The 21,890-nt window shown below is 36.1% G+C and carries 22 protein-coding genes; 15 read left to right on the forward strand and 7 right to left on the reverse strand.

Annotated elements, in window-relative coordinates; all coding sequences use genetic code 11:
• Positions 1–96 precede the first annotated feature (96 nt).
• A complete protein-coding gene (locus GLW08_RS16540) occupies positions 97–900 on the reverse strand; it encodes a hypothetical protein (RefSeq protein WP_160849763.1) in 804 nt (267 codons plus the stop codon).
• Positions 901–1,072: 172 nt separating this feature from the next.
• Between GLW08_RS16540 and GLW08_RS16545 the strand changes: the two genes are divergently transcribed.
• A complete protein-coding gene (locus tag GLW08_RS16545) occupies positions 1,073–1,429 on the forward strand; it encodes a DUF4870 domain-containing protein (protein WP_160849764.1) in 357 nt (118 codons plus the stop codon).
• A gap of 20 nt (positions 1,430–1,449) precedes the next feature.
• On the opposite strand, the gene GLW08_RS16550 is transcribed toward GLW08_RS16545, so the two are convergent.
• Positions 1,450–3,507: a LuxR C-terminal-related transcriptional regulator gene (locus GLW08_RS16550; RefSeq protein WP_160849765.1), complete on the reverse strand. Its 2,058-nt coding sequence runs from the start codon at positions 3,505–3,507 to the stop codon at positions 1,450–1,452.
• A 523-nt stretch (positions 3,508–4,030) separates the two neighbouring features.
• Between GLW08_RS16550 and GLW08_RS16555 the strand changes: the two genes are divergently transcribed.
• The 4 genes from GLW08_RS16555 to GLW08_RS16570 all read left to right on the forward strand — a co-directional run bounded on the left by GLW08_RS16555 (position 4,031) and on the right by GLW08_RS16570 (position 6,929).
• Positions 4,031–5,572, forward strand: a complete 1,542-nt coding sequence (locus GLW08_RS16555; protein ID WP_160849766.1) for an RQC-minor-2 family DNA-binding protein — start codon at positions 4,031–4,033, stop codon at positions 5,570–5,572.
• A gap of 65 nt (positions 5,573–5,637) precedes the next feature.
• On the forward strand, positions 5,638–5,844 hold the full coding sequence (locus GLW08_RS16560; protein ID WP_160849767.1) for a hypothetical protein: 207 nt from the start codon (positions 5,638–5,640) through the stop codon (positions 5,842–5,844).
• Between the two features lie 45 nt (positions 5,845–5,889).
• Positions 5,890–6,348: a nucleoside deaminase gene (locus GLW08_RS16565; protein ID WP_160849768.1), complete on the forward strand. Its 459-nt coding sequence runs from the start codon at positions 5,890–5,892 to the stop codon at positions 6,346–6,348.
• A gap of 56 nt (positions 6,349–6,404) precedes the next feature.
• On the forward strand, positions 6,405–6,929 hold the full coding sequence (locus GLW08_RS16570) for a GNAT family N-acetyltransferase (protein ID WP_160849769.1): 525 nt from the start codon (positions 6,405–6,407) through the stop codon (positions 6,927–6,929).
• Positions 6,930–7,288: 359 nt separating this feature from the next.
• Here GLW08_RS16570 and GLW08_RS16575 read toward each other — a convergent pair whose 3' ends face one another.
• Both GLW08_RS16575 and GLW08_RS16580 read right to left on the reverse strand, forming a co-directional pair.
• Entirely contained in the window at positions 7,289–8,011 is a 723-nt protein-coding gene (locus GLW08_RS16575) for a 3-ketoacyl-ACP reductase (RefSeq protein WP_160849770.1), read from the reverse strand.
• A 114-nt stretch (positions 8,012–8,125) separates the two neighbouring features.
• Positions 8,126–8,884 carry an SDR family NAD(P)-dependent oxidoreductase gene (locus tag GLW08_RS16580; RefSeq protein WP_160849771.1) on the reverse strand — a complete coding sequence of 253 codons (759 nt, stop codon included), beginning with the start codon at positions 8,882–8,884 and terminating at the stop codon, positions 8,126–8,128.
• Between the two features lie 164 nt (positions 8,885–9,048).
• On the opposite strand from GLW08_RS16580, the gene GLW08_RS16585 reads away from it, so the two are divergent.
• Complete coding sequence (locus GLW08_RS16585; RefSeq protein WP_160849772.1) at positions 9,049–9,372, forward strand: hypothetical protein; 324 nt, start codon at positions 9,049–9,051, stop codon at positions 9,370–9,372.
• Between the two features lie 58 nt (positions 9,373–9,430).
• Here the strand turns inward: GLW08_RS16585 and GLW08_RS16590 are convergent, their stop codons facing one another.
• Together GLW08_RS16590 and GLW08_RS16595 are read right to left on the reverse strand one after the other, a co-directional pair.
• Positions 9,431–9,883 (reverse strand): hypothetical protein, encoded by a 453-nt coding sequence (locus GLW08_RS16590; RefSeq protein WP_160849773.1) that lies wholly within the window; start codon positions 9,881–9,883, stop codon positions 9,431–9,433.
• A gap of 75 nt (positions 9,884–9,958) precedes the next feature.
• Positions 9,959–10,282, reverse strand: a complete 324-nt coding sequence (locus GLW08_RS16595) for a hypothetical protein (RefSeq protein ID WP_160849774.1) — start codon at positions 10,280–10,282, stop codon at positions 9,959–9,961.
• Positions 10,283–10,723: 441 nt separating this feature from the next.
• On the opposite strand from GLW08_RS16595, the gene cydD reads away from it, so the two are divergent.
• Complete coding sequence (gene cydD, locus GLW08_RS16600) at positions 10,724–12,457, forward strand: thiol reductant ABC exporter subunit CydD (RefSeq protein WP_160849775.1); 1,734 nt, start codon at positions 10,724–10,726, stop codon at positions 12,455–12,457.
• The gene (gene cydC / locus GLW08_RS16605; protein WP_160849776.1) at positions 12,454–14,172 is read left to right on the forward strand and encodes a thiol reductant ABC exporter subunit CydC; all 1,719 of its coding nucleotides are present in this window, start codon (positions 12,454–12,456) and stop codon (positions 14,170–14,172) included. Before cydD ends, cydC begins: the two co-directional genes overlap by 4 nt.
• A gap of 633 nt (positions 14,173–14,805) precedes the next feature.
• Here cydC and guaC read toward each other — a convergent pair.
• Positions 14,806–15,789: a GMP reductase gene (gene guaC / locus GLW08_RS16610; RefSeq protein ID WP_160849777.1), complete on the reverse strand. Its 984-nt coding sequence runs from the start codon at positions 15,787–15,789 to the stop codon at positions 14,806–14,808.
• 517 nt (positions 15,790–16,306) lie between these two features.
• Between guaC and GLW08_RS16615 the strand changes: the two genes are divergently transcribed.
• The 7 genes from GLW08_RS16615 to GLW08_RS16645 all read left to right on the forward strand — a co-directional run bounded on the left by GLW08_RS16615 (position 16,307) and on the right by GLW08_RS16645 (position 21,783).
• Positions 16,307–16,765: an SRPBCC family protein gene (locus GLW08_RS16615; protein WP_160849778.1), complete on the forward strand. Its 459-nt coding sequence runs from the start codon at positions 16,307–16,309 to the stop codon at positions 16,763–16,765.
• Positions 16,766–17,058: 293 nt separating this feature from the next.
• Positions 17,059–17,499 carry a cell wall hydrolase gene (locus tag GLW08_RS16620; protein WP_160849779.1) on the forward strand — a complete coding sequence of 147 codons (441 nt, stop codon included), beginning with the start codon at positions 17,059–17,061 and terminating at the stop codon, positions 17,497–17,499.
• 301 nt (positions 17,500–17,800) lie between these two features.
• Entirely contained in the window at positions 17,801–18,673 is an 873-nt protein-coding gene (locus tag GLW08_RS16625) for an ATP-binding cassette domain-containing protein (protein WP_160849780.1), read from the forward strand.
• A gap of 18 nt (positions 18,674–18,691) precedes the next feature.
• Positions 18,692–19,489 carry an ABC transporter permease subunit gene (locus tag GLW08_RS16630; RefSeq protein ID WP_160849781.1) on the forward strand — a complete coding sequence of 266 codons (798 nt, stop codon included), beginning with the start codon at positions 18,692–18,694 and terminating at the stop codon, positions 19,487–19,489.
• Positions 19,490–19,506: 17 nt separating this feature from the next.
• Entirely contained in the window at positions 19,507–20,148 is a 642-nt protein-coding gene (locus tag GLW08_RS16635) for a TetR family transcriptional regulator (protein ID WP_160849782.1), read from the forward strand.
• A 70-nt stretch (positions 20,149–20,218) separates the two neighbouring features.
• Entirely contained in the window at positions 20,219–21,151 is a 933-nt protein-coding gene (locus GLW08_RS16640) for an ornithine cyclodeaminase family protein (protein ID WP_160849783.1), read from the forward strand.
• A gap of 347 nt (positions 21,152–21,498) precedes the next feature.
• A complete protein-coding gene (locus tag GLW08_RS16645; RefSeq protein WP_160909189.1) occupies positions 21,499–21,783 on the forward strand; it encodes a LysE family translocator in 285 nt (94 codons plus the stop codon).
• Positions 21,784–21,890: the final 107 nt, after the last annotated feature.

A 21,890-nucleotide genomic window follows, 5' to 3' on the forward strand; every position in this document is an offset into this window, starting at 1 on the left:
GTAATCAAAATAATATTCGTTGATATAAAAAAGGAACTTCTTATTTTGGAAGTTCCTGAGCTAGCTATTAAAGTACTATAGGTGAAATATATTCCTCTAATCTCGAAGCTTTAGATTTAACACTTCGAAGCTCGACTTCTTGCCATTTTCATTCATTGTCCAGCTGGTTAACAGTTGGAATGGGCCGAGGTCTCCGATTTCCCAGGTCGATGATTGCCCTTCATTTGTCACCTGATAGTTGTACGTATTCATTTTGGTATCACCGATTTTCTTTTCTCCGTCACCTACCTTCGACACTGTTACATTGGGATGTTGTTTGTCATTATTAAGTATGTTCTTGATGTTCATACCTTCTGTCATGTTGAAAGGCATAAGAAGTAACATGACATAAGATTTTCCTGCCATTTTTAATACTTCTCCCTCCATTACCTCTGTTCCCGATACGAGCTTCTCTGTGTCGCCTTCTTCATTTATCCATAGTTCTATGACCTCATTAGTAGCGGTACTATCCTTCATGTTGACTTTGATATGATTAGTCAATTTGCCATTAATCTCTTCTTCACCAATCAATTGCATCGTAATATTCATACTACTTTCGGGAGTTTCAAATGCATAGGAAATAAGTGAAAATTTATCAAGGATATCAGAAAATCCATCGATTCGCTGCAATTTACTGACATCCCATTCCGCTTTTACTTCTTTACTCTCAGTTAGATCCTCATCCTTTGTGTCTTCACTGTTACTTTCTGAAGTATTTTCTTTTGTTTGTTCTCCGTTGGGTTGCTTTACATCTTGCTGTTGATTTTCTTCAGGTTCAGTGGTGTTTCCACAACCTGTAAGTATCCATAACAAAAGAAAAACTAATGAAAATAAACGAATGATTAATGACTTCTTCATCATAGTGAGTGACTCCCCTTAAAAAAGTATAGTCCGTCAATCAACCTGTTTCTAGTTCAACATATCAAAGAAAGAGATAGATGGGAATTATACTTAGGTATAATTCTTTTTGATTAGGTAGAAGAGTACAATAGAAGTAGTACAATAACTACTTTGTGCAGAAAGGTGTGGGCATATGGACTCGAAAAACGTCAATGATGATAATGAAGCAATCGCAGCGGACATCCAAGAGAACAAAGTAATCGGTATTCTAGCGTACTTCCTTTTTTTTATTCCGTTGTTAACATCGAAGGATTCTAAGTTTGCTATGTATCATGCTAATCAAGGGCTCTTATTGTTTTTACTCGTACTGGCGGTAAATACGGTTGGTACCATTCTTCCACTTATAGGGTGGCTGCTTATACTGCCGATTGGAAATCTATTGATTTTATGCCTTCTAATCATGGGAATCATTAACAGCTCTAAAGGAGAAATGAAGCCACTTCCAGTGTTAGGAAAGTACACTATCATCACACCCCCTGATAAAAATTAATTCAGGGGGGATTATTAATTTCAGTTGGTATTTGATATTTCAAGAAGTCTCTTCATGAGCTGTGTACGGTTTTTTACATTAAATTTTTTTAAGATTTTACTTACATGTTTTTTTACTGTGATTTCGGTGATAAACAGTTGTTCAGCTATCGATTTATTCGAGTATTCTTCAAGGATACACAGAAGGATTTCTTCTTCTCGTTGCGTAAGTTGGTGACGCTTAGCTAGATGAAGTACATGTTCTTTTTCCGATGAATTTGACTGAGTAAATTGCTTAAGATATTGGATCAGTCGAGGACCTCTTACATCAAGAATATACGTGGGAGAAGGGTGTTCTGCTCCGAAATCATAATGAGTTGCTCCTGGTACCTTTTCAAATCCAAACGCCTTACTCAACTTTTGAAAAAAAGGAATTGGAGTGGAAGTGATGATTCTCCCTCCGGATAATAATAATGGGAACAAGTTATACAAAAGAAAAGATCTCGTATTGGAATCTTCTGGATTCAAGCAATCTAGCATACGGATAAACCATCCTGAAAAGGAATCTCCCGGGACACGGTATTCTATCTCTTCTTCTAAAGACAATTTGTTGAAGTAAGCACGGGAGACGGGTTCCTTTTTTAAGTAATGCATCGTATGCTCATTGATGGGGACTACAATAGAAAGACCAATTGTCTTTCCTTCTTCATCCTTAACGAGATTGCTCACACTATATCCTAATTTCTTTACATACTCCGCGCCAATGAGGTTATTCTCCCTTTGGTTGTGTTCTGCAGATACGAAATATTTGAACATTTTGTCTGTCTCCCGATGATAATAATGAGCAATACTTTCATTAAATTGCTTACGTCTCTTCTCGAAATATTCTTTAACTTCTTCGAAATTATGAGGACCGACTTGCTCCATGTATTTTTTTGAATATGCTGACTCTTGAAAGAAAACTGACTGAATTACTTCTTCACCAAGGTGATAGAAAAACTCTGAAATTTCCCAATCCGACTTTGGCTTTGTATTTATCCGCTGAAGGTAATAAGAAGCACAACGATCTTTCATCGAATGATAATGATCAGGTGTACGTTTTTGTATATCTAACAGGATGGCTGATCTTATAATTTCGTGAATCCCCCAACCATGATTAGTATTATGGACAAAAGAAAGGGATGTAAGTTGCGAGAATGTGGTGGTTGATATTTTACAGTTTAAAATATAACTTAACGTAGCTTGATCAAAGTGACGAAGTACAGCAGCAGCTTCCAGTAATTCTTGCAGTTCCTGACTACTGACTTCGCTTAACCACTTAGATGTAAGATAGGTAAGGATTTCTTGTTTATTTTGAGGATGATGGCTGTCATAGATGTTAGGATCTCCAGCCATAGCCGATAGCGAGAGGGTTAGGGGGTGTCCTCTGGTGAAATTCCAATACTCTTGAATGTCTTCTTTATCCTTAACACCTGACTTATTCAAATACAAACGAGTCTGATCATAATTGAAAGGGTGAAGTTCCATATGGGTTATAACCGATCTCCACGCAGGGGAATCATTCCATCCTTCATTAAGCGGGTGTCTGCCTGCAATGATGACAGAAATAGAACTTGGCAGATTTCTTAGAAAAAATTCACGGAACCAGCGATCACGATCCTCCATCTTTTCGTAAGTATCTACAGCAATGATGATGTGATGTTCTTGTGTGGCTTCCTCCAGTAAATAAAAGCATTTAGTAAGAGCTGAATTGTTAGAAATAACTGACGCATCAACAGTAACCTTTGACTCCATTAGTAACAGAATTTGTTCGGCCAACATTGAAGTGGAATGTAAGAAATCTTCACTATCCAAAAGTATAAATACCAATCCATTAACATTCTCTGCTACTCGTTGAAAAGCTTGAAGCATAGTTGTCTTTCCAATGCCTCCTGTGCCATAAAGGTTTAAGACATTTTTGGTATCTCCATAACTATCAAGAAAATCTCTAAATAATTCGATTTCTTTATCACGACCGACAAAACAGTCATCCTCCAACATCCTTATAATAGAGTGCCATTTCTCTTGATGTAGTTTACGATTCGAATTAGACAACCACATGCTAAGTCCTCCCTTGTAGAATGCACATTAGACAAATCAGCATGATAACAGAATGTTTGATTAAAAAGTCAGGGCTGTTACCTATTACAAAAGTAACACATTTACATCTTTATTCTATTAAAAAATGAATATTCATCCTTGGAACTGTGAAAAATTTCATAATTTTTTGGGAACAGGTCAAACCCTTGAATAACTTTGTTAAAAATGAAGTAGTACATATTAAGAGGGATAAGATAAACCAGTTAGTTTTTACAAAATCCTGTGCTTACTCGAAAAGATCTCCTTACATATTATTTTATATATGAAAAAGGGGGGGACCAACAATAAAACGGTTCTCCCTCTTACTTATGTTTTGGACAATATGTTAAAGACATTAGGCCTCGGTTTCATAAATGTAAAAATGATATAATATATAGAAGATATCTCAACGTAGTGGATGGCCTTTAATGTTTTTTGATCCATCATATGTTCTGCAGAATATATGAATTATGATAAAAAGATAGATGAAATGGGTGAAGACCTAATGTCATTGACGAAGCTTACGTACTACATGGAAGAATTCCCGTACTTGGTTTTTTATCCTGGTGGTAAAAAGAATAAATCGATTCGCTCTATAAACAATAAAGTAAGAAAAGAATCAATTCATAGAATTCATACGATGGTCGAAGAATCAGTTCAACATATAACTCAAGAAGATGTGACAGCTTTGCAAGCATTTTTAGGTTTACAGGGAGCAAGTGTACTCCCACTGTTGATAAGCAAAGAAGGTGATTTGTACCTTGGGGGCCTTGTGAAACCTGAATTATTTCTTTTTAAAACCTTCTCAAATGAACACGGTGTACCAATTCATCAGGAATATGTTTTCGAAACAAAGATTAATACATTATCTAATGACAAGTTAGAGCCTCTTATCCAGTCCCTTATAAATCAATATATTTTCTGTGCCAAATTAGCAAAATACTCAAGAGAGAATTGGATTGCTTACCTTGAAAGTCGATTCCAGTCTCATTCTTTGGTTACATTTGCACAATCCAAAAAGGAAGAAGTTCAAGCTGTTGAAAAGATGAACAAATTAAATTTGTTATCACAGCTAAAATACCCTGAAGATATTGCATTTTGGAGACATAGAGTTGAAATTGTAATGCGGCCTTTTCGCTCGATACCAATGCATTGGTTATGGTCTAGTGGATCAACTTGTAATCATCAAAAAGACCTTATTGTACATTCAGAAAAGCGAGTGATGGAATTACATTGTGACATATGTGATTATCAGTTTTTTTTCTATTACGAAGAGGATGCTCTACAGTTAAATGAAGAATTTGATTTAGAGAAAGTAAGAAAACGTGTTAATACAATAGAAAGGCAATTTAATGAGATTGTTGAGAAGAATGACTCATTACTAGACAAACTGAAACGAATTCGATCCATACAACTAACGTTAAAACCATTTCAGTACAAATGGAAGTCTGTTTGTGATTTATTGGAACAAATAAACAAAATACCTAAGCAAACAGGTGATATTCCTTTCAGTCCGTTTGTAGAAATCTTTACGCAATTAAATAAAATCACCATACCTAATCATGAAGACGAATCTTATCTGCTTTGGTTCAGTCAAATAGAGTTACCTAATGTTCATGTCTTAAAAACTATTGATAATTGGGAGCAATTATTGAATCAAGATATAGGAAGACTACTGACAGAATATGAGAAACAGTTAGAAGAATATCTCGAACAAAATAAAATATCTAGGCAAGAAGAATTCATGAAGGTTAATAATCATTCCTTATATTGGGGAGAGGTGGAACAAATGCTTCAATTAATCCATGATTATGCTGGTCTCTATCCTGCACATGTTATTACTCAAGTGTTAATTGGTAAAACGAGCAACAAAATTAGGACAGAGAAATTACATTACACTTCTCAATTTGGTGTTCTTGATCAATGGCTAGAGAAAGATGCTATGAAGGCTCTGAAAACGTTAGAAAAAGAAGGATGGTTACAAAAACTCTCAAAAGGATTCGCATTAACGGATAAATCAATTCCTTTTGTAGAAAAAGCTGTGTGAGTAGTATTTTCTAATTTGAAAATACTAAAAGAACTATTTTTTCATGAAGAAGGAAGTGAATCGAAATGGGAAGTCTAATCCCTCTAATTTCTGTAGGAGGTGCGGCTTTAGTCATTGGAATCGTTAAGTATCGAGATTATAAGAAGAAAAATATAAAACCTCCGAGGAAATGGGAAGGTAAAACAGAAGAAGAAATGGAACAGGATATGGAAGATGCAGAGAGAAAAACAGAAGCACAGAAAGGTATGGGAAGAGCAGGAGGCCCTTTTTAATAGTAGGTAAATGAAGTTAGATTTAATTTATGTGGAGGTCGTAACATGGATAGACATGATGAATACTTCATGGAGAAAGCGATTGATTATGCTTTGAAGTCTAGAAGAGAAGGCAATGAACCCTTTGGAGCTATTTTAGTTAAGGGGGAAGAGGTCGTGAAAGTTGGGGAAAACAAAGTTCACTCTCATTCTGACCCTACCTACCATGCTGAAATTGGGCTTATAAGAGATTTTTGCTCTGAGCATAATGTGTTTGATTTAAGTGATTACACCCTTTACACAAGTTGTGAGCCTTGCGTTATGTGTTCTGGAGCCATGGTGTGGGCGAACCTTGGTAAGGTAGTATATAGTGTTTCCCACGATCAATTAGCTGAAATTGCTGGAGACAATATCATGATTTCTTGTAAGGAAGTTTTTGAGAAGAGTCCAATTCGCCCGCAAGTTGTGGAACGTGTGTTGAACGAAAAAGGGTTAGAAGTGTTTGATGGATACACGTTTGGATAGGAAATGTACTTATGAAGAAACAAGTATGAAACTTATAAAATAGAAAGGAGTCAGCTTTGACTACTCAATTTATTCTGTTAACAGAACCAACATTACCTATTGTTGAAGCCTTTAATAGATGGGAAAGCAATCCTTTTTTAATTCCTTTTACTCGTCCGCACAAAAATAAAGAGGAACTTGAGAATGTTACGTTCTTAACGAAGGAAGACCTTAGCAAGCGTCTAGAGAATCATCATATCTATTTAATCTATCATGACGGTATGTTAATTGGTGAAATGAACTATATGGTAGACCCTGGACATTTGTATAAAAAAGAACCTGAAACAGCATGGATTGGCATTACAATCGGTGAACAGGAAGGAAGAGGTAAGAGGATAGGCGTAAAAGCAATGCAATACATAGAAGACCAAATTAAGAAACAAGGATTAAAGCGAATCGAATTAGGGGTTTTTGAATTTAATACGCAAGCTCAGAAGTTATATCATAAGCTTGGCTATCAAGAAATAGCTCGCTTAGAAGACTTTACTTATTGGCAAGACAAAATGTGGGCAGATATTCGAATGGAGAAGTATTTAATGTAAGAGGTGTCAGAGTACTTAGTTCTGACACCTTTTATTTACCTTGTCTAAATCCAGCACCTAACTCTTTCTTTTCTTATCCCACTGGTCTATTTGGTGAAAAACGCCGAGGCGTTGCTAATGTTTTGTGTTTTATCAACATGGCACCCTGATTTGTTCGTGTCTAGGAAATTATAAAATTCAATGCTTGTGTATAACTGAAAAAGGTGAAGTAGCCACGTCCAGCGCCCAGCGACTAGTATGCTTCCCTCGCCTCCGTACGATAAGTTAACATCGAATCACGCACGTTTTCTTGTTTCCTTTATCTCCTACGGCTCAGTCCAGCATATACGTCGCTAAATCGGGCGCTTGCGCTTTTGTTCTTAGAAAGGGTTGGTCGCCCATTGTAAGGATGTTTTTATAAAGATCCGTTGATGTAATTTTAATTGAGATACCATATATTCGGCTAGATCTTCTGGTTGCATAAACTTTTCTTTGTTTTGCTCATCGACATCTTCCCCAAATGCCATTTCCGTTGCTACGAGGCTAGGGTTGAGGGTGAAAACGCGAATGTTATTTTTACGTACTTCTTGCATGAGCGCTTCGGTCATGCCTTGGATTGCAAATTTCGAACCGCTATAAGCAGACGAACCTGCTGTTCCTTTTAATCCGTTGCTGGAGGAGATATTAATAATATCACCCTTATCTTTTTCAATAAGCTGAGGTAACACCGCTCTGGTAACGTGGTAAGTTCCAAACACATTTACTTCGAATGTATGTTTCCATTCTTCTGGATCCATTTCTAAAAGGGAGCCGTGGGCACCTATGCCGGCGTTATTGATTAGAATATCAGCAGGACCTAAGTCTTTCTCTAATTTGGATATGGATTCATTTACTTCTTCCATGTTTGCAATGTCTGTTACAGCAATACTAGCATTTACCCCAAGAGCTTGAGCTTCTTCTTGAACTGCTTTCAATTTACTTTCCGTTCTGGCAATTAATCCTACATGAATGCCTTCTTTTGCAAATTTAAGAGCTGTAGCTCGTCCAATACCACTACCTGCTCCTGTAATATAAGCGATTTTTCCTGAAATTTCTTGTCCCATTTCAAATCATCCCTTCCATGATTTTCTATAGATAAGTGTAATCCTTCTTATCTACTCATTCAAAGATAATGTTTACATAAGCTAACAGCTGCAAGACGAACATATAACAGAACCCTAACGAATATATTTTAGGTTCGTGAATACAGGGTCTTTCAATTCAAATTCATACGTTTTTTCATCAACCAGACCAAGTGTTTTATCACTATCGTAAAGTTGCAGCATAAATTGTGCCATTTCTTTTGCTGTATGGAAATTTGGCATCCTTTCTTTATAATCAAACTTATCTGTATCAAGAGCACGTTTCGCAAATTCGGTTTCCGTAATTCCAGGAGCTAAAATTTTCGCTTGTAAGCTTGCGCCTTTTGATGCTAACTCTTCTGCAAGCCCTTCTGTAAACGAACTGACAAAAAATTTCGTAGCTGTGTATGTAACCGCATTTGGTAAAATACTGTATCCTCCGCTAGAAGCTACATTAATAAGCTGTGAACCTTCCACATTGGTATAATCACGGACGTAGAGGGTTGAGAGAATAGTGAGTGCTTGTGTATTCAATAGAATCATGTTCTCCACTTTGTCTAAGTCTTGGTCAGCAACAGGTGATTTCACCCCGAATCCGGCATTATTTATCCAAGTATCAATCTCATACACTTTTAACTTTTCGTAGATGGCATAAACGTTTTCCATAATGGATAGGTCTGTTGGTTCAACGACAACGTCAATCTCAGCGTTATGTTGACGGATTTCAGCTTTCAAATCCTCTAATTTATGTTCCCTTCGTGCAATAAGAATTAAATTTTTCCCTCGTTCTGCAAAAGCTAAAGCAGATTCATAGCCTATTCCTGAACTAGCCCCTGTTATGACAGTATATCTCATGGTTCTACCTCCTGAAATTCAATTAGAATATATTAAGCTTAAGGTTCTTTCATGAAAAAGGTCAAGTTATACGGTAGTCCATTTATGTTTTTGAAAAGATATTGTTCTGAATAATATGGTAGAATATAACAATAGCATCGATTGAAAATGTAAAGGAGATTACAATGAAAAGATTTTTTAAGCAACCATTGAAGGTATCGTTTTGGTCTCTCATTTTTACGTTTGTTGTACTCTCGGTTTTATTGATCGATTTAGAGTTTTTCTCAAACACAGATTCTGATTTTGTGTATACAGCATCGAAAGTATATATTGCTATTGCATTACCTGTATTAATAGTGAATCCTTTGTTTGGGCTCATTTACTCGTTTTTTGTAGAAGGGTATAGGAAAATCATTTTTATTTTGCTTCATTTCGCTAGTGCAGGAACGATCTCAATCTATGCGTTTCTGGCCTTCATGTTCCGTTATTTTGTTCCATTTGCACCTTAGCAAATATTAAAAGATGAGCGAGTTTAATTCGCTCATCTTACTACGTCGCAATTTAAACCTACTTACTTTGTTCCACGTCACTGTACTTAGGGTTTTTTGAAGCATTGCCTTTTTGGGCAACGCTGCTTTCAGTTGGATTGTCTGAGGCATAGCTTTTTTCTTGCGCGATAGAGCTATTCACAGGTTTCTCGACAGCATTGCTGTCCTTAATTCCAATAGCTGATTGTTCTATATGACCAAGTGATATTTGTTCTGGATTTTGTTCCTGAGTAACATTGAGATAAATATTTATCTCAAGTGGTCCATCATAAGATGTTTTATCCTTGCGTTTACATTTTGAATATTTGTTGCAATATTTTGGTTCTTTGTCTACATTTACTTGTAGCGGAATATTTGGTGCTTCCTCGTCCTTATTTTCTAGAATTTCTTCTTTTAATTCTTTTAAAAGTTCTTTCTTTAGTTTGCGTTTCAATTTCTTTTTATTATATTTTTCTTCCTTATCTCTGCACACTTTACTTATCCAACCTTTCTTCATTCTAATAAAAAGACGTTATCCCCACAAAAATGTGGGGATTCAAGGGAAGGACTATTCTTCTTTTTTGTTTTTAGCTTCACTATCTTCTTGAGCAACTGCGCTATTATAAGGATTATCAGAGGCATTGCTTTCGTCTTGAGAAACTGCACTATTATAAGGATTATCGGAAGCGTTACTATCCTTAATAGCGATTGCACCGTTATCTACATATCCAAGAGAAATTTGTACTGGATATTGAGTTTGTAGGCAACCATGCTTTTTGCCTTTAAAGTCATCATGGGTTTTCTTACCATCATGTTCCTTATGATCGTAATCATAGTCAAATTCATAATCAAACTCTTTTTTCTTACATTTTTTTCGATTGCGCTTACCCATAAATTCATCTCCACCTTTATTTTAATTCATGCAAGCATCAGAAAGATTTTGATGTCTGACACTTAATACAAGTTATGTCATTAAAATTAAGAGGGTTGGATGGATATAATATTTGAAGAATAAATGATGCATTACTCTATTACTCATTTTTTAAGAATAGAGTTAGAAGTCTAGCTTATTGGAAGGGTTTGATAAAAAGATAGTAACGTTTATAGAATAAATAATTTTCTTATTCTATAAATAAAGGGAATTAGAATCTCTACTCCATTAAAGAATAGCGTTAAATCTTTTCCTAATAATAAAAACACTGGATAGGTTGGTTTACTTGTCATAAGGTATAGATATGGAATAAAATAAAATTATATATTCAATGTGAAATGTTTCACAAAAGCTTGCCTAGAAACCGATATTTATTAAGGTTTTATTTAAGGGGAATGTCTTATGAACGATTTAAAAAAGTTGGCTAAAGAGCAGAAAGGGTCACGGATATGGCTAATAGTAAGCTCTAGTGGATTAGCCTTGAGTGTCATTGCTCAAGCTTATTTGATAGTAAAGATTGTGGATTTAGTTTTTTTACAACAAGCTTTATTTGAAAAAATTATACCCTTGGCCGTTTGGCTTGCGATTGCACTTTTAGCAAGAGTTGGTTTTACCTATTTTAATGGATGGATAGGCGTTAAGATGGCCACGACTATGAAAAGGAAGTTTAGAGAAAAGTTGTTTGAGAAATTCTCTTCTAATCCTTTACAAGCTTCCATTGCAGGGCAATCTGGTCATAAAGTTAGTGTAACCATGGATTCGGTTGATGAATTGGATAGCTATTTTAGTAAGTATGCTCCTCAAGTAATTCAATCTACAATCGTTCCCTTAAGTATTTTAATTGTGGTAGCCATTCAGCATTTTCCATCTGCCGTTATTATGATGGTCACTGCGCCTTTTATACCACTTTTCTATGCCATAATTGGTATTATGACAAAGAAAAAATCAGAGGAGCAAATGGATAAAATGGCAATATTCTCGGGCCATTTTTTAGATACTTTACAAGGGCTGACAACGTTAAAACTATTCGGAAGAAGTAACCAAAAAAAAGAGTCTATAGAACAAAGCAGCTTAGACTTCAGGGATGCCACAATGGAAGTGTTAAAAGTGGCCTTTGTTTCTTCCTTAATGCTTGAGCTAATATCCATGCTAAGTATCGGTATTATTGCTTTAGAGATTGGATTGCAGTTAGTTGTGTTTGAAAATATTACGTTTGTTCCTGCATTCTTTATTTTGGTACTGGCTCCAGAATTTTATTTAGCTCTTAAGGATTTAGGAAGTGCGTTTCATACGGGTAGAGGAAGTATGGGAGCGGCTAATAAAGTTAATGAAGAATTGCAACAGGACATTCAGCCTGTAAATTGGGGGAATAAACCCCTTCATCACTTAACAGAACCACCTCATATTATGCTCGATCATGTTGGTTATCAGTACGAGGAAGATGAGTTTGAGTTACATCCTGTCACGGCTGAGATTCCAGCGTACAAACAAATAGCTATAGTTGGAAAAACCGGGGCTGGGAAAACGACCCTGTTACACCTATTGGCAGGGTTGCTCCCCCCAACTTCAGGTGAATTAAAAGTGAATGATGCCTCATTGAATGAGTATCAAGAAGAAGAGTGGTTAGGGCAAATAAGTTATATATCACAACATCCCTATATTTTCTCTGGGACATTAGCTGAAAATATAGCGTTAGGTAGTAAAAAAGATGTTACCAGAAATGAAATAGAGGAAGCAGGGCAACAGGCTGGAATTTCAGGGTTTGTAAATGGGCTCGCTCAAGGGTATGACACCATAGTTGGTGAAGGAGGCAGAGGACTTTCAGGTGGAGAGAAACAGAGAGTCGCTTTGGCAAGGGCTTTTTTAAAGAAGCCGTCCTTTATCATATTTGATGAACCTACAACTGGACTTGACCTCTTTACGGAACAGATATTGCAGCAGTCTATTCAAACCTTATCTAAGCAAGCAACTATGGTTACAGTTGCTCATCGTCTGCATACTATACGTCAAGCAGATGAAATTTGGGTAATGGAACAAGGAACAATTGTTGCTAAAGGCACACATGAGGAACTCCTACAAACAACAAGCGTGTATCAAGATATGGTCGATGTGCAAAAGAGGAGCGTAACGCTATGAAGGATTTACAGTATGTCATCAAAGAAATTGTGACAGAGAAGAGAGATGTTATTCTTTCTGTGCTATTTGGAGTTATTGCAGGTTTGACAGCAGTTGCTCTGTTTGCAGCCAGTGGATATTTGATTTCAAAAGCAGCACTGAAACCTCCATTTTATACGCTTTCTATCATGATTGCCTTTTTAAAGTTATCTGGGTTTATGAGAGCATTTGGTCGATATTTGGAGAGGTACTTTTCCCATCGAGCTACCTTTACGATTTTAAGTAAATTGCGAGTGAAGTTTTTTGAAAGAATTGAACCATTGGCGCCTTCCATTTTGCAGAGACAACAGAGTGGGGAGTTGTTAGCACGAGTTGTTGGAGATATTGACCGGCTTCAATATTTCTTTTTAAGAGTATTTTATCCGCCTATTCTACTTGTTCTTGTATTTGTGAGTACAATTTTGTTCACCACCTTTTATTCTCTATCAATTGCTCTTATTTTATTAGTAGGATTGTTGATAACAGGTGTGGTTATTCCTGCGTTATTCGCATGGAAGCAACGTAGGATAGAGAGTACGATAAGAGAAAAGAGAGGGAAGTTATCGACTGATGTTACCGAATTTCTCTATGGCTTTAGAGATTTAAAAATTCATCAAAAACTACCGGAAAAATTGGATCATTTACAGCACAAATCCTCAGATTACCTTCGGGAACAGGAAAGAGAAGGAGTCATCGAAAGATTAAATCTATCCCTGCATACTGGGGTTTCTTTACTCATTTCTTGGTTAGTCATTATGGTAGGAGCTTATTTGGTTTCAACTAATCAGTTGGACGGTATTTTTCTGGCCATGCTTGTGATGATTTCGTTAACCGTATTTGAAAATGCGACTCCTATGGCTGTGCTACCAGGATATTTAGAGGATAGTCGTAGGGCAGCTAATAGGTTACAGGATGTAGAAGGAGAAGACAGAAGCGAAAAACAGGAGAACAAATGGCTTCTTCCATCGACGAAAGCATTTGATATAAAGGCAAACAATATCTCTTTTGCTTTTCCGCAAGAAGCTCGTTCTTCTATTCATTCGTTTTCAATCCACCTTCCCCCAGGTTCTAAAACGGCTATTGTTGGACCGAGTGGTTCAGGTAAATCTACTCTCTTGCAATTGCTCTTAAAATTTCATTTGCCAGTTAATGGGGAGGTTTTACTCGGAGGAAACGATATCAAACACATTGCTCAAGAAGATATATGGGCCCATACGAATGTGGTTTTGCAAGAGAATCATTTCTTTTACGGAACCATTCGGGACAACCTAATGCTTGCTAAGTCAGAGGCAACAGATGAAGAAATGAATGCAGCATTACAACACATGCATTTAGATCATTTTTCTCTAGATCAAAAGGTTCTTGAAAAAGGAGAAAACTTATCTGGTGGAGAAAAACAACGTCTTGCGATTGCAAGAACTTTTCTCAAACAAGCATCCGTTTGGTTATTGGATGAACCAACCTCTTCTGTGGATGTTGTTACGGAACAATCCATCTTCCAACACATTTTACGCTTGGCGGAACAAGATACGCTCCTGTTGATTAGCCATCGATTGAATGGGCTAGAACAAATGGATTACATTATCGTCATGGACCAAGGTGAAATCGTTGAAGAGGGGACTTATCAGGAGTTAGTGGCTCAAGAAGGATATTTTTATGAAATGAAACAGATTGAGGATAGTGTTCTTATGCAGTGATTCTAGCTTGGAGCTTTCCTCTTATTTGGTTTTAAAAGGAGACTGACTCACCAGGTGGTCTTCTTTTTTTTATTGTCCACCAGGAAATTATAAAAATGTTGGCTTGTGCATAACTAAGTAAGTTATAGAGAACACGTCCAGCTCCAGCGCCCAGCAAACTTCCTTCACCTCCTTACGATAAGTCAACATCGAATCACGCATGTTTTCGTGTTGCCTTTATCTCCTACGGGTTAAGGGGGAGTTCTGAGTTGAAGAAGGTTCGATTAAAATCGCTGCATCGTGCAGCAACAACATCGAACTGACCTACATCCTGTAGGCCCGCGTCACGCAGCAACATCGAACCAACTCACGTCCTGTGGGTAGCAGTTTGTACGTCGCTAACCGGGCGCCCCGAGCTTTTGTTATTCTTTCATGTTATTTGTAAAACAGAAGTCCCAATTATATGGAGTTTACTTCGCTCTCAGTCTTTTCTTGAACGTGTTACTTTTTGCTAATAAACAATATTGTTAACAAAGCCATCTTTTAAATGAAGGATAAATCTATGTTCTAGTGGAAATAAGTAAAAAGGTGCTTACTAAATAATAAAGTAAGCACCTTAAGATTATGTGAGAAGAAGTTCTAATACATTAGATATTAATAGATTTTATCACCATTAAAAATTGAATTCTTTACAACTACATAATCAACATGGCGAATAGCTTCTAGATCGGTTCCTCCGGCATAAGATATCGCAGATTGTAGATCTTGTTCCATTTCATTTAACGTGTCTTGTAAATAACCTTTGTGTTCCACAAACATTTTTTTACCTTCAACGTTCTTCTTTTCGCCTTTTTGATATTCTGAAGCTGAACCAAAATATTCTTTATAGAGTTTACCGTTTTTCTCAGTAGTTTCACCTGGTGATTCTTCGTGACCTGCGAATAGAGAGCCAATCATTACAAACGTTGCTCCAAATCGAATAGATTTCGCAACATCTCCATGTGTACGAATGCCACCGTCTGCAATTATTGGTTTCGTTGCTGCTTTTGCACACCAACGAAGCGCTGCTAGCTGCCAACCGCCAGTGCCAAATCCTGTTTTAATCTTGGTAATACATACTTTACCAGGGCCAATTCCTACTTTGGTCGCATCTGCCCCTGCATGTTCCAATTCTCTAACAGCTTCAGGTGTTCCAACATTACCTGCAATAACAAAGGTCTGTGGTAAGTGCTGCTTAATATGTTGAATCATTTCAATTACAGCGTTGGAGTGTCCGTGAGCAATATCAATTGTAATATAATCGGGCATTAAATTTTCTTGGGAAAGTTGCTTCACAAATTCATATTCATCCTTTTTGACTCCAACACTGATAGATGTAAATAAACCACGGGATTTCATATCATGAATAAAATCGATTCGTTTCTCTGGTTCGAAACGATGCATCACATAGAAATAACCTTTTTCAGCGAGGGTGATGGCAATTGTTTCGTCTATAATAGTTTGCATGTTTGCTGGGACAACAGGTAATTTGAATGAATGTTTACCCAATGTAACGGTTGTATCACATTCAGAACGGCTATTTACTACACATTTAGCGGGAATCAATTGAATATCTTCGTAATCAAATACATTTTCCATGACCTTCACTCCTAAAAACGAATGTTATATTATCTATTATGTAAAATGTTCGTATATTGTGTAATGTACATCAAATTCTGAAAAATGTCAAAGTATTTATGGAGAGTAGAGGGGAGGTGTCAGTTGAACAAATATTACTTATTTTGTTGTTGATACTAGTGTTCTCCGTTTTACTCATGATGATAGCGTGTCTTGTGTTTGGGGTGAGGTATGTAAGATCTCATGGTGTTAATAGAGAGGATGTTAATACTAGGTTGAAGAAAGTAGAAGAGGAGTTAAATTATTTAAAAAACAGAACATAATCATTAAAATGTGATAGGTACTTAGTGAACAATTTTTTAAGCCCAAAGAATTTTTGTATTCCATTTGTTATTAACCTTAAAGAAAATTTCACAAGACTAAATACTTTCATAAGGCTCTAAGTAAAATATGAAAATTACAGAAGGTGTATTTTGTCTCTTAATAGAATGAACTATAAAGTAGTCACTATTAAAATGGATAAGAGAGGAAGGTCAATATGAATAACAGTCAATCATTTGTGTACACAACTTACATTTTAACTACTCCTGAAAAACTTTGGGATGCTTTAACATCTAGTAATAGTACAAGCGAATATTTCTTCGGCAGAGAAGTCCAGTCTAATTGGAAGGAAGGTTCAAACGTTCAATTTCTAACACAAAGCGGTGAACTGGATGTAGAAGGGAAAGTTCTACAATTTGAGATAAATGAACTTCTTTCTTATACATGGCATCATGTAGATGATATAGAAAGAGAAGAACCTTTAGTTGTAACATTCAAACTTAGAAAAATGAATGAAGTTGTTAAGTTGACTCTTATTCATAAGAATCTTAATGATGATGATTTTAGTAATGAAGAAAATACATTTGGTGGTTTAAATAATGGCTGGCCAGCTATACTGAGCAACTTGAAGACCTTTTTGGAAACAGGAAGAACCTTATCTCCAATGGATATTTAACAGGATCATGCATGCGTAGTGAAGGTAGTGTTTTCCTTTTTTTAGGAAAAAGTTAATGCTATCTAAAGATGCTTTTTTGAGAGTATTTACTATCCCCCCCCTTTGAGACCGTTTCTATTTAAGAAACGCTTTTTTGTGTAAATCGTTTATTTCTGTAATATAAGATTAACTTAAAGCAGGAAGGTTGAATAAGGTATAAGAGATGGACGATTTAAGGAAGAAAGCTCGTTTAATTTATATATAATAACATTAAACGAAGCGTTTTTATCATAAACTATTTTTGGGGTGAAAAGATGCCAAGAGTAAAATACACAAGTTCGGACGTAGATCTAATGGCGAGGTTGATGAGAGCCGAAGCCGTAGGTGAAGGAAAACAAGGTATGTTATATGTAGGAAATGTAGTGGTTAATCGTGCTAAAGCAGATTGTTTAGATTTTAAAGATCTAAGAACAATTTCAGAAGTTATTTATCAAGTACAAGGAGGAAACTATTCTTTCGAAGCTGTTCAAAAGGGGAATCTGTTTTACAATAGGGCGAGATCTGCTGAAAGAAGGTTAGCAAAGAAGAATTTAAGATTCTGGAGGGATCACCCAGCGAAATATTCCCTGTGGTACTTCAATCCGGAGGGGCAATGTCCTTCATCATGGTATGGTCAACCGTTTACTGGTCAATTTAAAAATCATTGTTATTATGAACCACAAGCTGGAACGTGTGCGAGTGTTTATGGAGGATAAACGTATTATCATTACAGAGTTAATATCACCATGAATATTATTCTAAATAGAGACTTTCAGAATAGGCTGCTAAGAGGCTTGATCCAATCAAGCTTCTTTTTTTATGGTCTTGCCTACCTCTTTCTCCGGCGGGAGTCTCCTTGTTCCCAGGCCACCTTTGCTTTTGTGGAGATGAACGGAAACAAGGCCAGTTTAGAGTCCAAAAAAAATTCTACAAACACATATTGATTATTGGGTCAATGAGGAGTAATCTTAAGTTGACTAAAAAGTCAATTTAGGTTTGTAAAGGGGGAAGGTCAAAGTGAAAGCTGTAGAAATGAATGATTTAACGAAATACTATAAGAAAAGCAAAGGTATTGAGAACGTTTCTTTATCGATTGATGTAGGAGAAATATTTGGCTTTATTGGTCCGAATGGGGCTGGTAAAAGTACGGCAATTCGTACATTATTGAACTTCATTCATCCTACAAGTGGAACTGCTACTATTTTCGGTAAGGATATTGTTTCTGATTCCAAAGAGATTAAGGAACTTGTAGGTTATCTTCCATCAGAAGTACACTATTATGATGACATGAAAGCTTTGGACTTGTTGCAGTATTCAGCAAAATTTCATGAATACAAAAATATAAAACGCATTCATCAATTAGCAGAAAGGCTACAACTTGACCTTCATAAAAAAATAGAAGACTTATCATTTGGAAATAGAAAGAAAGTCGGTATAATCCAGGCGCTTCTGCACGAGCCTAAGTTGTTAATATTAGATGAGCCTACAGGAGGATTAGATCCTCTTATGCAAAATATTTTTTTTGAATTGTTAACAGAGGAGCGGAAGAAAGGTGCAACGATTTTCTTTTCTTCGCACATCTTAAGTGAAGTCCAAAAAATGTGCGATCGAGTAGCTATCATTAAGGAAGGAAAACTTGTAACAGTCGAAAAGGTAGAAACGTTAATTAAGAACAATCTAAAAAAGGTAAGGCTAATGATAGGAGATAATCAAGAACCTGAGTTAGAACTTGAAGGGGTATTGAACAAAGCGAAAAATGGAGACCACATTGCTTTTCTGTATAGCGGCGAAATGAATTCATTATTAAATCATTTAACAGCTTTGGACATTAAAGACTTACTCATTCAAGAGCCATCTTTAGAAGAAGTCTTTATGCACTACTACGAGTAGGGAAGGGGAGGTTAAATAATGTTAATCTACAATCGGGAGATTAGAAAAAATGCTAAGGCGTTATTCATTTGGGGGATTATCTTAGGTGGGATTATATTAATGACGCTTAGTATCTATCCTCAATTCACTCAAGATCAAGAAACCATGAATGATTTGTTAAGTGCCTATCCTGACTCGTTTAAACAAGCTTTTGGAATGGACCGACTGGACATTGGTACATTACTAGGGTTTTATGGCATGCAAGTCCATTTTATGACCACTCTAATAGGGAGTATTTATGCTGTTATGCTAGCCTCAAACATGATTGCAAAAGAAGAAAATGAAAAAACTATTGAATTTTTGTTATCTAAACCTATTACAAGAACAAGGATTATGACGGAGAAATCGTTAGCTGTACTAACAAATATTATTCTTCTAAACGTTATTAATGTAGTGGTTTGCCTCATAGGTTTTCAATTTGCAAACGAAGATATTCCAATGAAAACGTTTATGGTCCTAATAATAGGAACCATATTATTACACATAACATTCGCAGCAGTAGCTTTTCTTCTTTCTGTCATAATGAAGAAATCAAGAACCATCACATCTGTTTCGCTAGGTCTTGTACTGATTTCCTATTTTTTTGGCGTTGTATCTGGTATCACAGAAGATATGGAGGTATTAAAGTATGCTAGTTTATTTAAATATGTGGATGCTGCTGATATTATCTCTGAAGGAGCAATTGATTTACTTTACCTTAGTATTATGATTGGAATTACCCTCATAAGTACATGGTTATCTTACGCTTTTTACCTTAAGAAAGATATAGCAACTTAATGACGGAGGTTACTACAGTGTATGCCAACTTTGAAAAATTACCTGAAGAAAAGAAGCAAGCGATTCTCTGTGTATGTATAGAAGAGTTTTCAGAAACTGGTTTTGAGAAAACGTCTACTGATAGGATTACTTCCCGTGCGGGAATCTCAAAAGGTATTTTGTTTCACTATTTCAAAAATAAAAAGAATCTATTTTTGTATATCGTTGATTATTGTCGCCAGCAAATAGGTGATCAAATTATGAAAGAAATAAAAGAAGTGAAAACAGAAGATTTCTTCAAACGGGTTAAGGAAGTTATCTTAATCAAACAACGGGTGCAAATAGAATATTATAAAGAAACACAATTAGTGACGAATGCTGTACTACAACCACCTGCTGGAATGGAGGATGAAATGAAAGCTCTTCTCCAAAAAAATGTAGATTATTATAGTGAAGAGTATCTTAACAAGTTACTAGATAAGGATTTACTTCAAGAACATGCATCACCTGAAAAAGTAGTGAACTTAACAATGATGGCATTAGAACAAATTACCCAGAAATACGTTCAAGAGTATCAAGCGAATACCATTTCATTAGCTGAGATTCAGAAAAAAGCAGGGTCAGAAATTGATGAATATATGAAACTAATTAAATATGGGTGTATCCAGAGTGATACGTAAGCACGTTTTTCGAAACGTGCTTTTTCTATGGTATGATTTAAAGAACCATGTTAATGAAGGAGAAACACTGATGAAGTTTATATCTGAAGATATTACGAAATATATAACTGTAAAAGATATCATCGAAGAGTATGAACTTTTTCACAGTCAAAGGGATAATCAAGGGATGATTAACCCGGATCGTATGCATGTAGAAGATGACTCACGAACCGCCTTATTAATGCCTGCCTTCTATGAGAATTATTATGCAGTGAAACTAGTAGGAGTGGCCCCGAGGAATATTGATATAGGCAAACCAATGGTTCATTCCACCATGACTTTGTATAAAAGAGATACGATGGAGCCATTGATTACATTTGATGGAAATAAACTTACAGGTATTAGAACAGCTGCGATTGGAGGGCTGGGGATGAAGTATCTCGCTCCAAAGGATGCTGCTACATTAGGAATAGTAGGTACAGGTGTTCAAGCGTGGACGCATTTGGAAGCAGCATTGTCTGTGCGAGATATCCATACCTTATATGTATATAGTAGAAAAGAAGAGAAAGTAGCTGCTTTTACAGAGAAAGTTCAGGAGCATTTCCCAAACTTAAACGTAGTTACGCCAAACCTTAGAGACTTAATTCATAAATCTGAAATTATTGTTACAGCAACTGGTTCATCTATACCTGTTCTTCCGGAAGTCGATCCGTCCCAATGGGAAGCAAAGCACATTACGGCTGTAGGTTCGTTTAATTCAACGATGCAGGAAATACCTGATTCTATTTTGAGAGGAATACCCTCCATATTTGTTGATCAACCTACTGCACGTAAAGAGTCAGGTGATATGATTAAAGCAGGTGAACTTCGTGATGATACAGAGTTTACAACGATTGAAGAAGTTGTACAAAAAGGTGAGAATATGGAGATTAACCAAGTGAATTTATTTAAATGTGTAGGGTCATCCATATATGACTTGTTAGCCACTAAGAAGCTATACGAAACATTACCAGATATAACTTAAGGTGGGGTTAGTTTTATCATGGAGGAGGAGTTTATATTAAAAGAAAATATTTCTATGTTTTCATGTTTATTAGTTTATTTTCCCTTTCCATATACTTATTGAATTCACAAAGTATGGACTTATATGAAATGATAATGAATGTTAAGTGGATGGCTCTTATACCACCATCTTTTCTCATGGCGTCTGTCCCAGGTGCGAATCAAATCCTTTCCTTACGTAATGGTTTGAGGAAGGGGGCTAAGACAGCTATTATTGCTGTAACTGTCGGTTTACTGCTTTCCCTATAATGGTTATTGGTGTATCTCTAGGTTTAGGAACCGTTCTTCAAGCATCAACTTTCGTATTTAATGGTATTTAATTGTATTAAATGGATTGGTGTGGTGTATTTAGGCTGGTTAGGTTTGAAAACCATCTTATTTAGTTCTTCTGTGTATAAAGATGAAGACAACATAAAAGGTGAGGTAACCTTCAAAGATGATTCACAAACACCATGGGATTTTGCGAGACAAGAATTCATAGTAGCAGCAGCAAATCCGAAAGCTTTATTATTGTTCACCGTTTTTCTACCGCAGTTTATCACATCAAACACAGCTACATTAGGTGGACAAATTCTAATCGTTAACGCTGTTTAAATAGTGATTGAATTTTGTTGTGCAACTTTCTATGCTTTCATTGGCGGTCGGTTGAAAGCTATTGGATTGAGTGCAAACGTTAACGGAATCTAGATAGGCTCATTGGT

Source organism: Pontibacillus yanchengensis, from assembly GCF_009856295.1.
GTDB lineage: Bacteria > Bacillota > Bacilli > Bacillales > BH030062 > Pontibacillus > Pontibacillus yanchengensis_A.

Bases quoted from the DNA above. Each gene is read 5' to 3' on its own strand.
- GLW08_RS16580 (WP_160849771.1), bottom strand. From the start codon at position 8,884: ATGAGATATACTGTCATAACAGGGGCTAGTTCAGGAATAGGCTATGAA.
- GLW08_RS16560 (WP_160849767.1), top strand. From the start codon at position 5,638: ATGGGAAGTCTAATCCCTCTAATTTCTGTAGGAGGTGCGGCTTTAGTC.
- GLW08_RS16645 (WP_160909189.1), top strand. From the start codon at position 21,499: ATGGTATTTAATTGTATTAAATGGATTGGTGTGGTGTATTTAGGCTGG.
- GLW08_RS16540 (WP_160849763.1), bottom strand. From the start codon at position 900: ATGATGAAGAAGTCATTAATCATTCGTTTATTTTCATTAGTTTTTCTT.
- GLW08_RS16620 (WP_160849779.1), top strand. From the start codon at position 17,059: ATGCCAAGAGTAAAATACACAAGTTCGGACGTAGATCTAATGGCGAGG.
- GLW08_RS16545 (WP_160849764.1), top strand. From the start codon at position 1,073: ATGGACTCGAAAAACGTCAATGATGATAATGAAGCAATCGCAGCGGAC.
- GLW08_RS16640 (WP_160849783.1), top strand. From the start codon at position 20,219: ATGAAGTTTATATCTGAAGATATTACGAAATATATAACTGTAAAAGAT.
- guaC (WP_160849777.1), bottom strand. From the start codon at position 15,789: ATGGAAAATGTATTTGATTACGAAGATATTCAATTGATTCCCGCTAAA.
- GLW08_RS16555 (WP_160849766.1), top strand. From the start codon at position 4,031: ATGTCATTGACGAAGCTTACGTACTACATGGAAGAATTCCCGTACTTG.
- GLW08_RS16615 (WP_160849778.1), top strand. From the start codon at position 16,307: ATGAATAACAGTCAATCATTTGTGTACACAACTTACATTTTAACTACT.
- cydD (WP_160849775.1), top strand. From the start codon at position 10,724: ATGAACGATTTAAAAAAGTTGGCTAAAGAGCAGAAAGGGTCACGGATA.
- GLW08_RS16565 (WP_160849768.1), top strand. From the start codon at position 5,890: ATGGATAGACATGATGAATACTTCATGGAGAAAGCGATTGATTATGCT.
- GLW08_RS16630 (WP_160849781.1), top strand. From the start codon at position 18,692: ATGTTAATCTACAATCGGGAGATTAGAAAAAATGCTAAGGCGTTATTC.
- GLW08_RS16550 (WP_160849765.1), bottom strand. From the start codon at position 3,507: ATGTGGTTGTCTAATTCGAATCGTAAACTACATCAAGAGAAATGGCAC.
- GLW08_RS16595 (WP_160849774.1), bottom strand. From the start codon at position 10,282: ATGGGTAAGCGCAATCGAAAAAAATGTAAGAAAAAAGAGTTTGATTAT.
- GLW08_RS16585 (WP_160849772.1), top strand. From the start codon at position 9,049: ATGAAAAGATTTTTTAAGCAACCATTGAAGGTATCGTTTTGGTCTCTC.
- GLW08_RS16575 (WP_160849770.1), bottom strand. From the start codon at position 8,011: ATGGGACAAGAAATTTCAGGAAAAATCGCTTATATTACAGGAGCAGGT.
- cydC (WP_160849776.1), top strand. From the start codon at position 12,454: ATGAAGGATTTACAGTATGTCATCAAAGAAATTGTGACAGAGAAGAGA.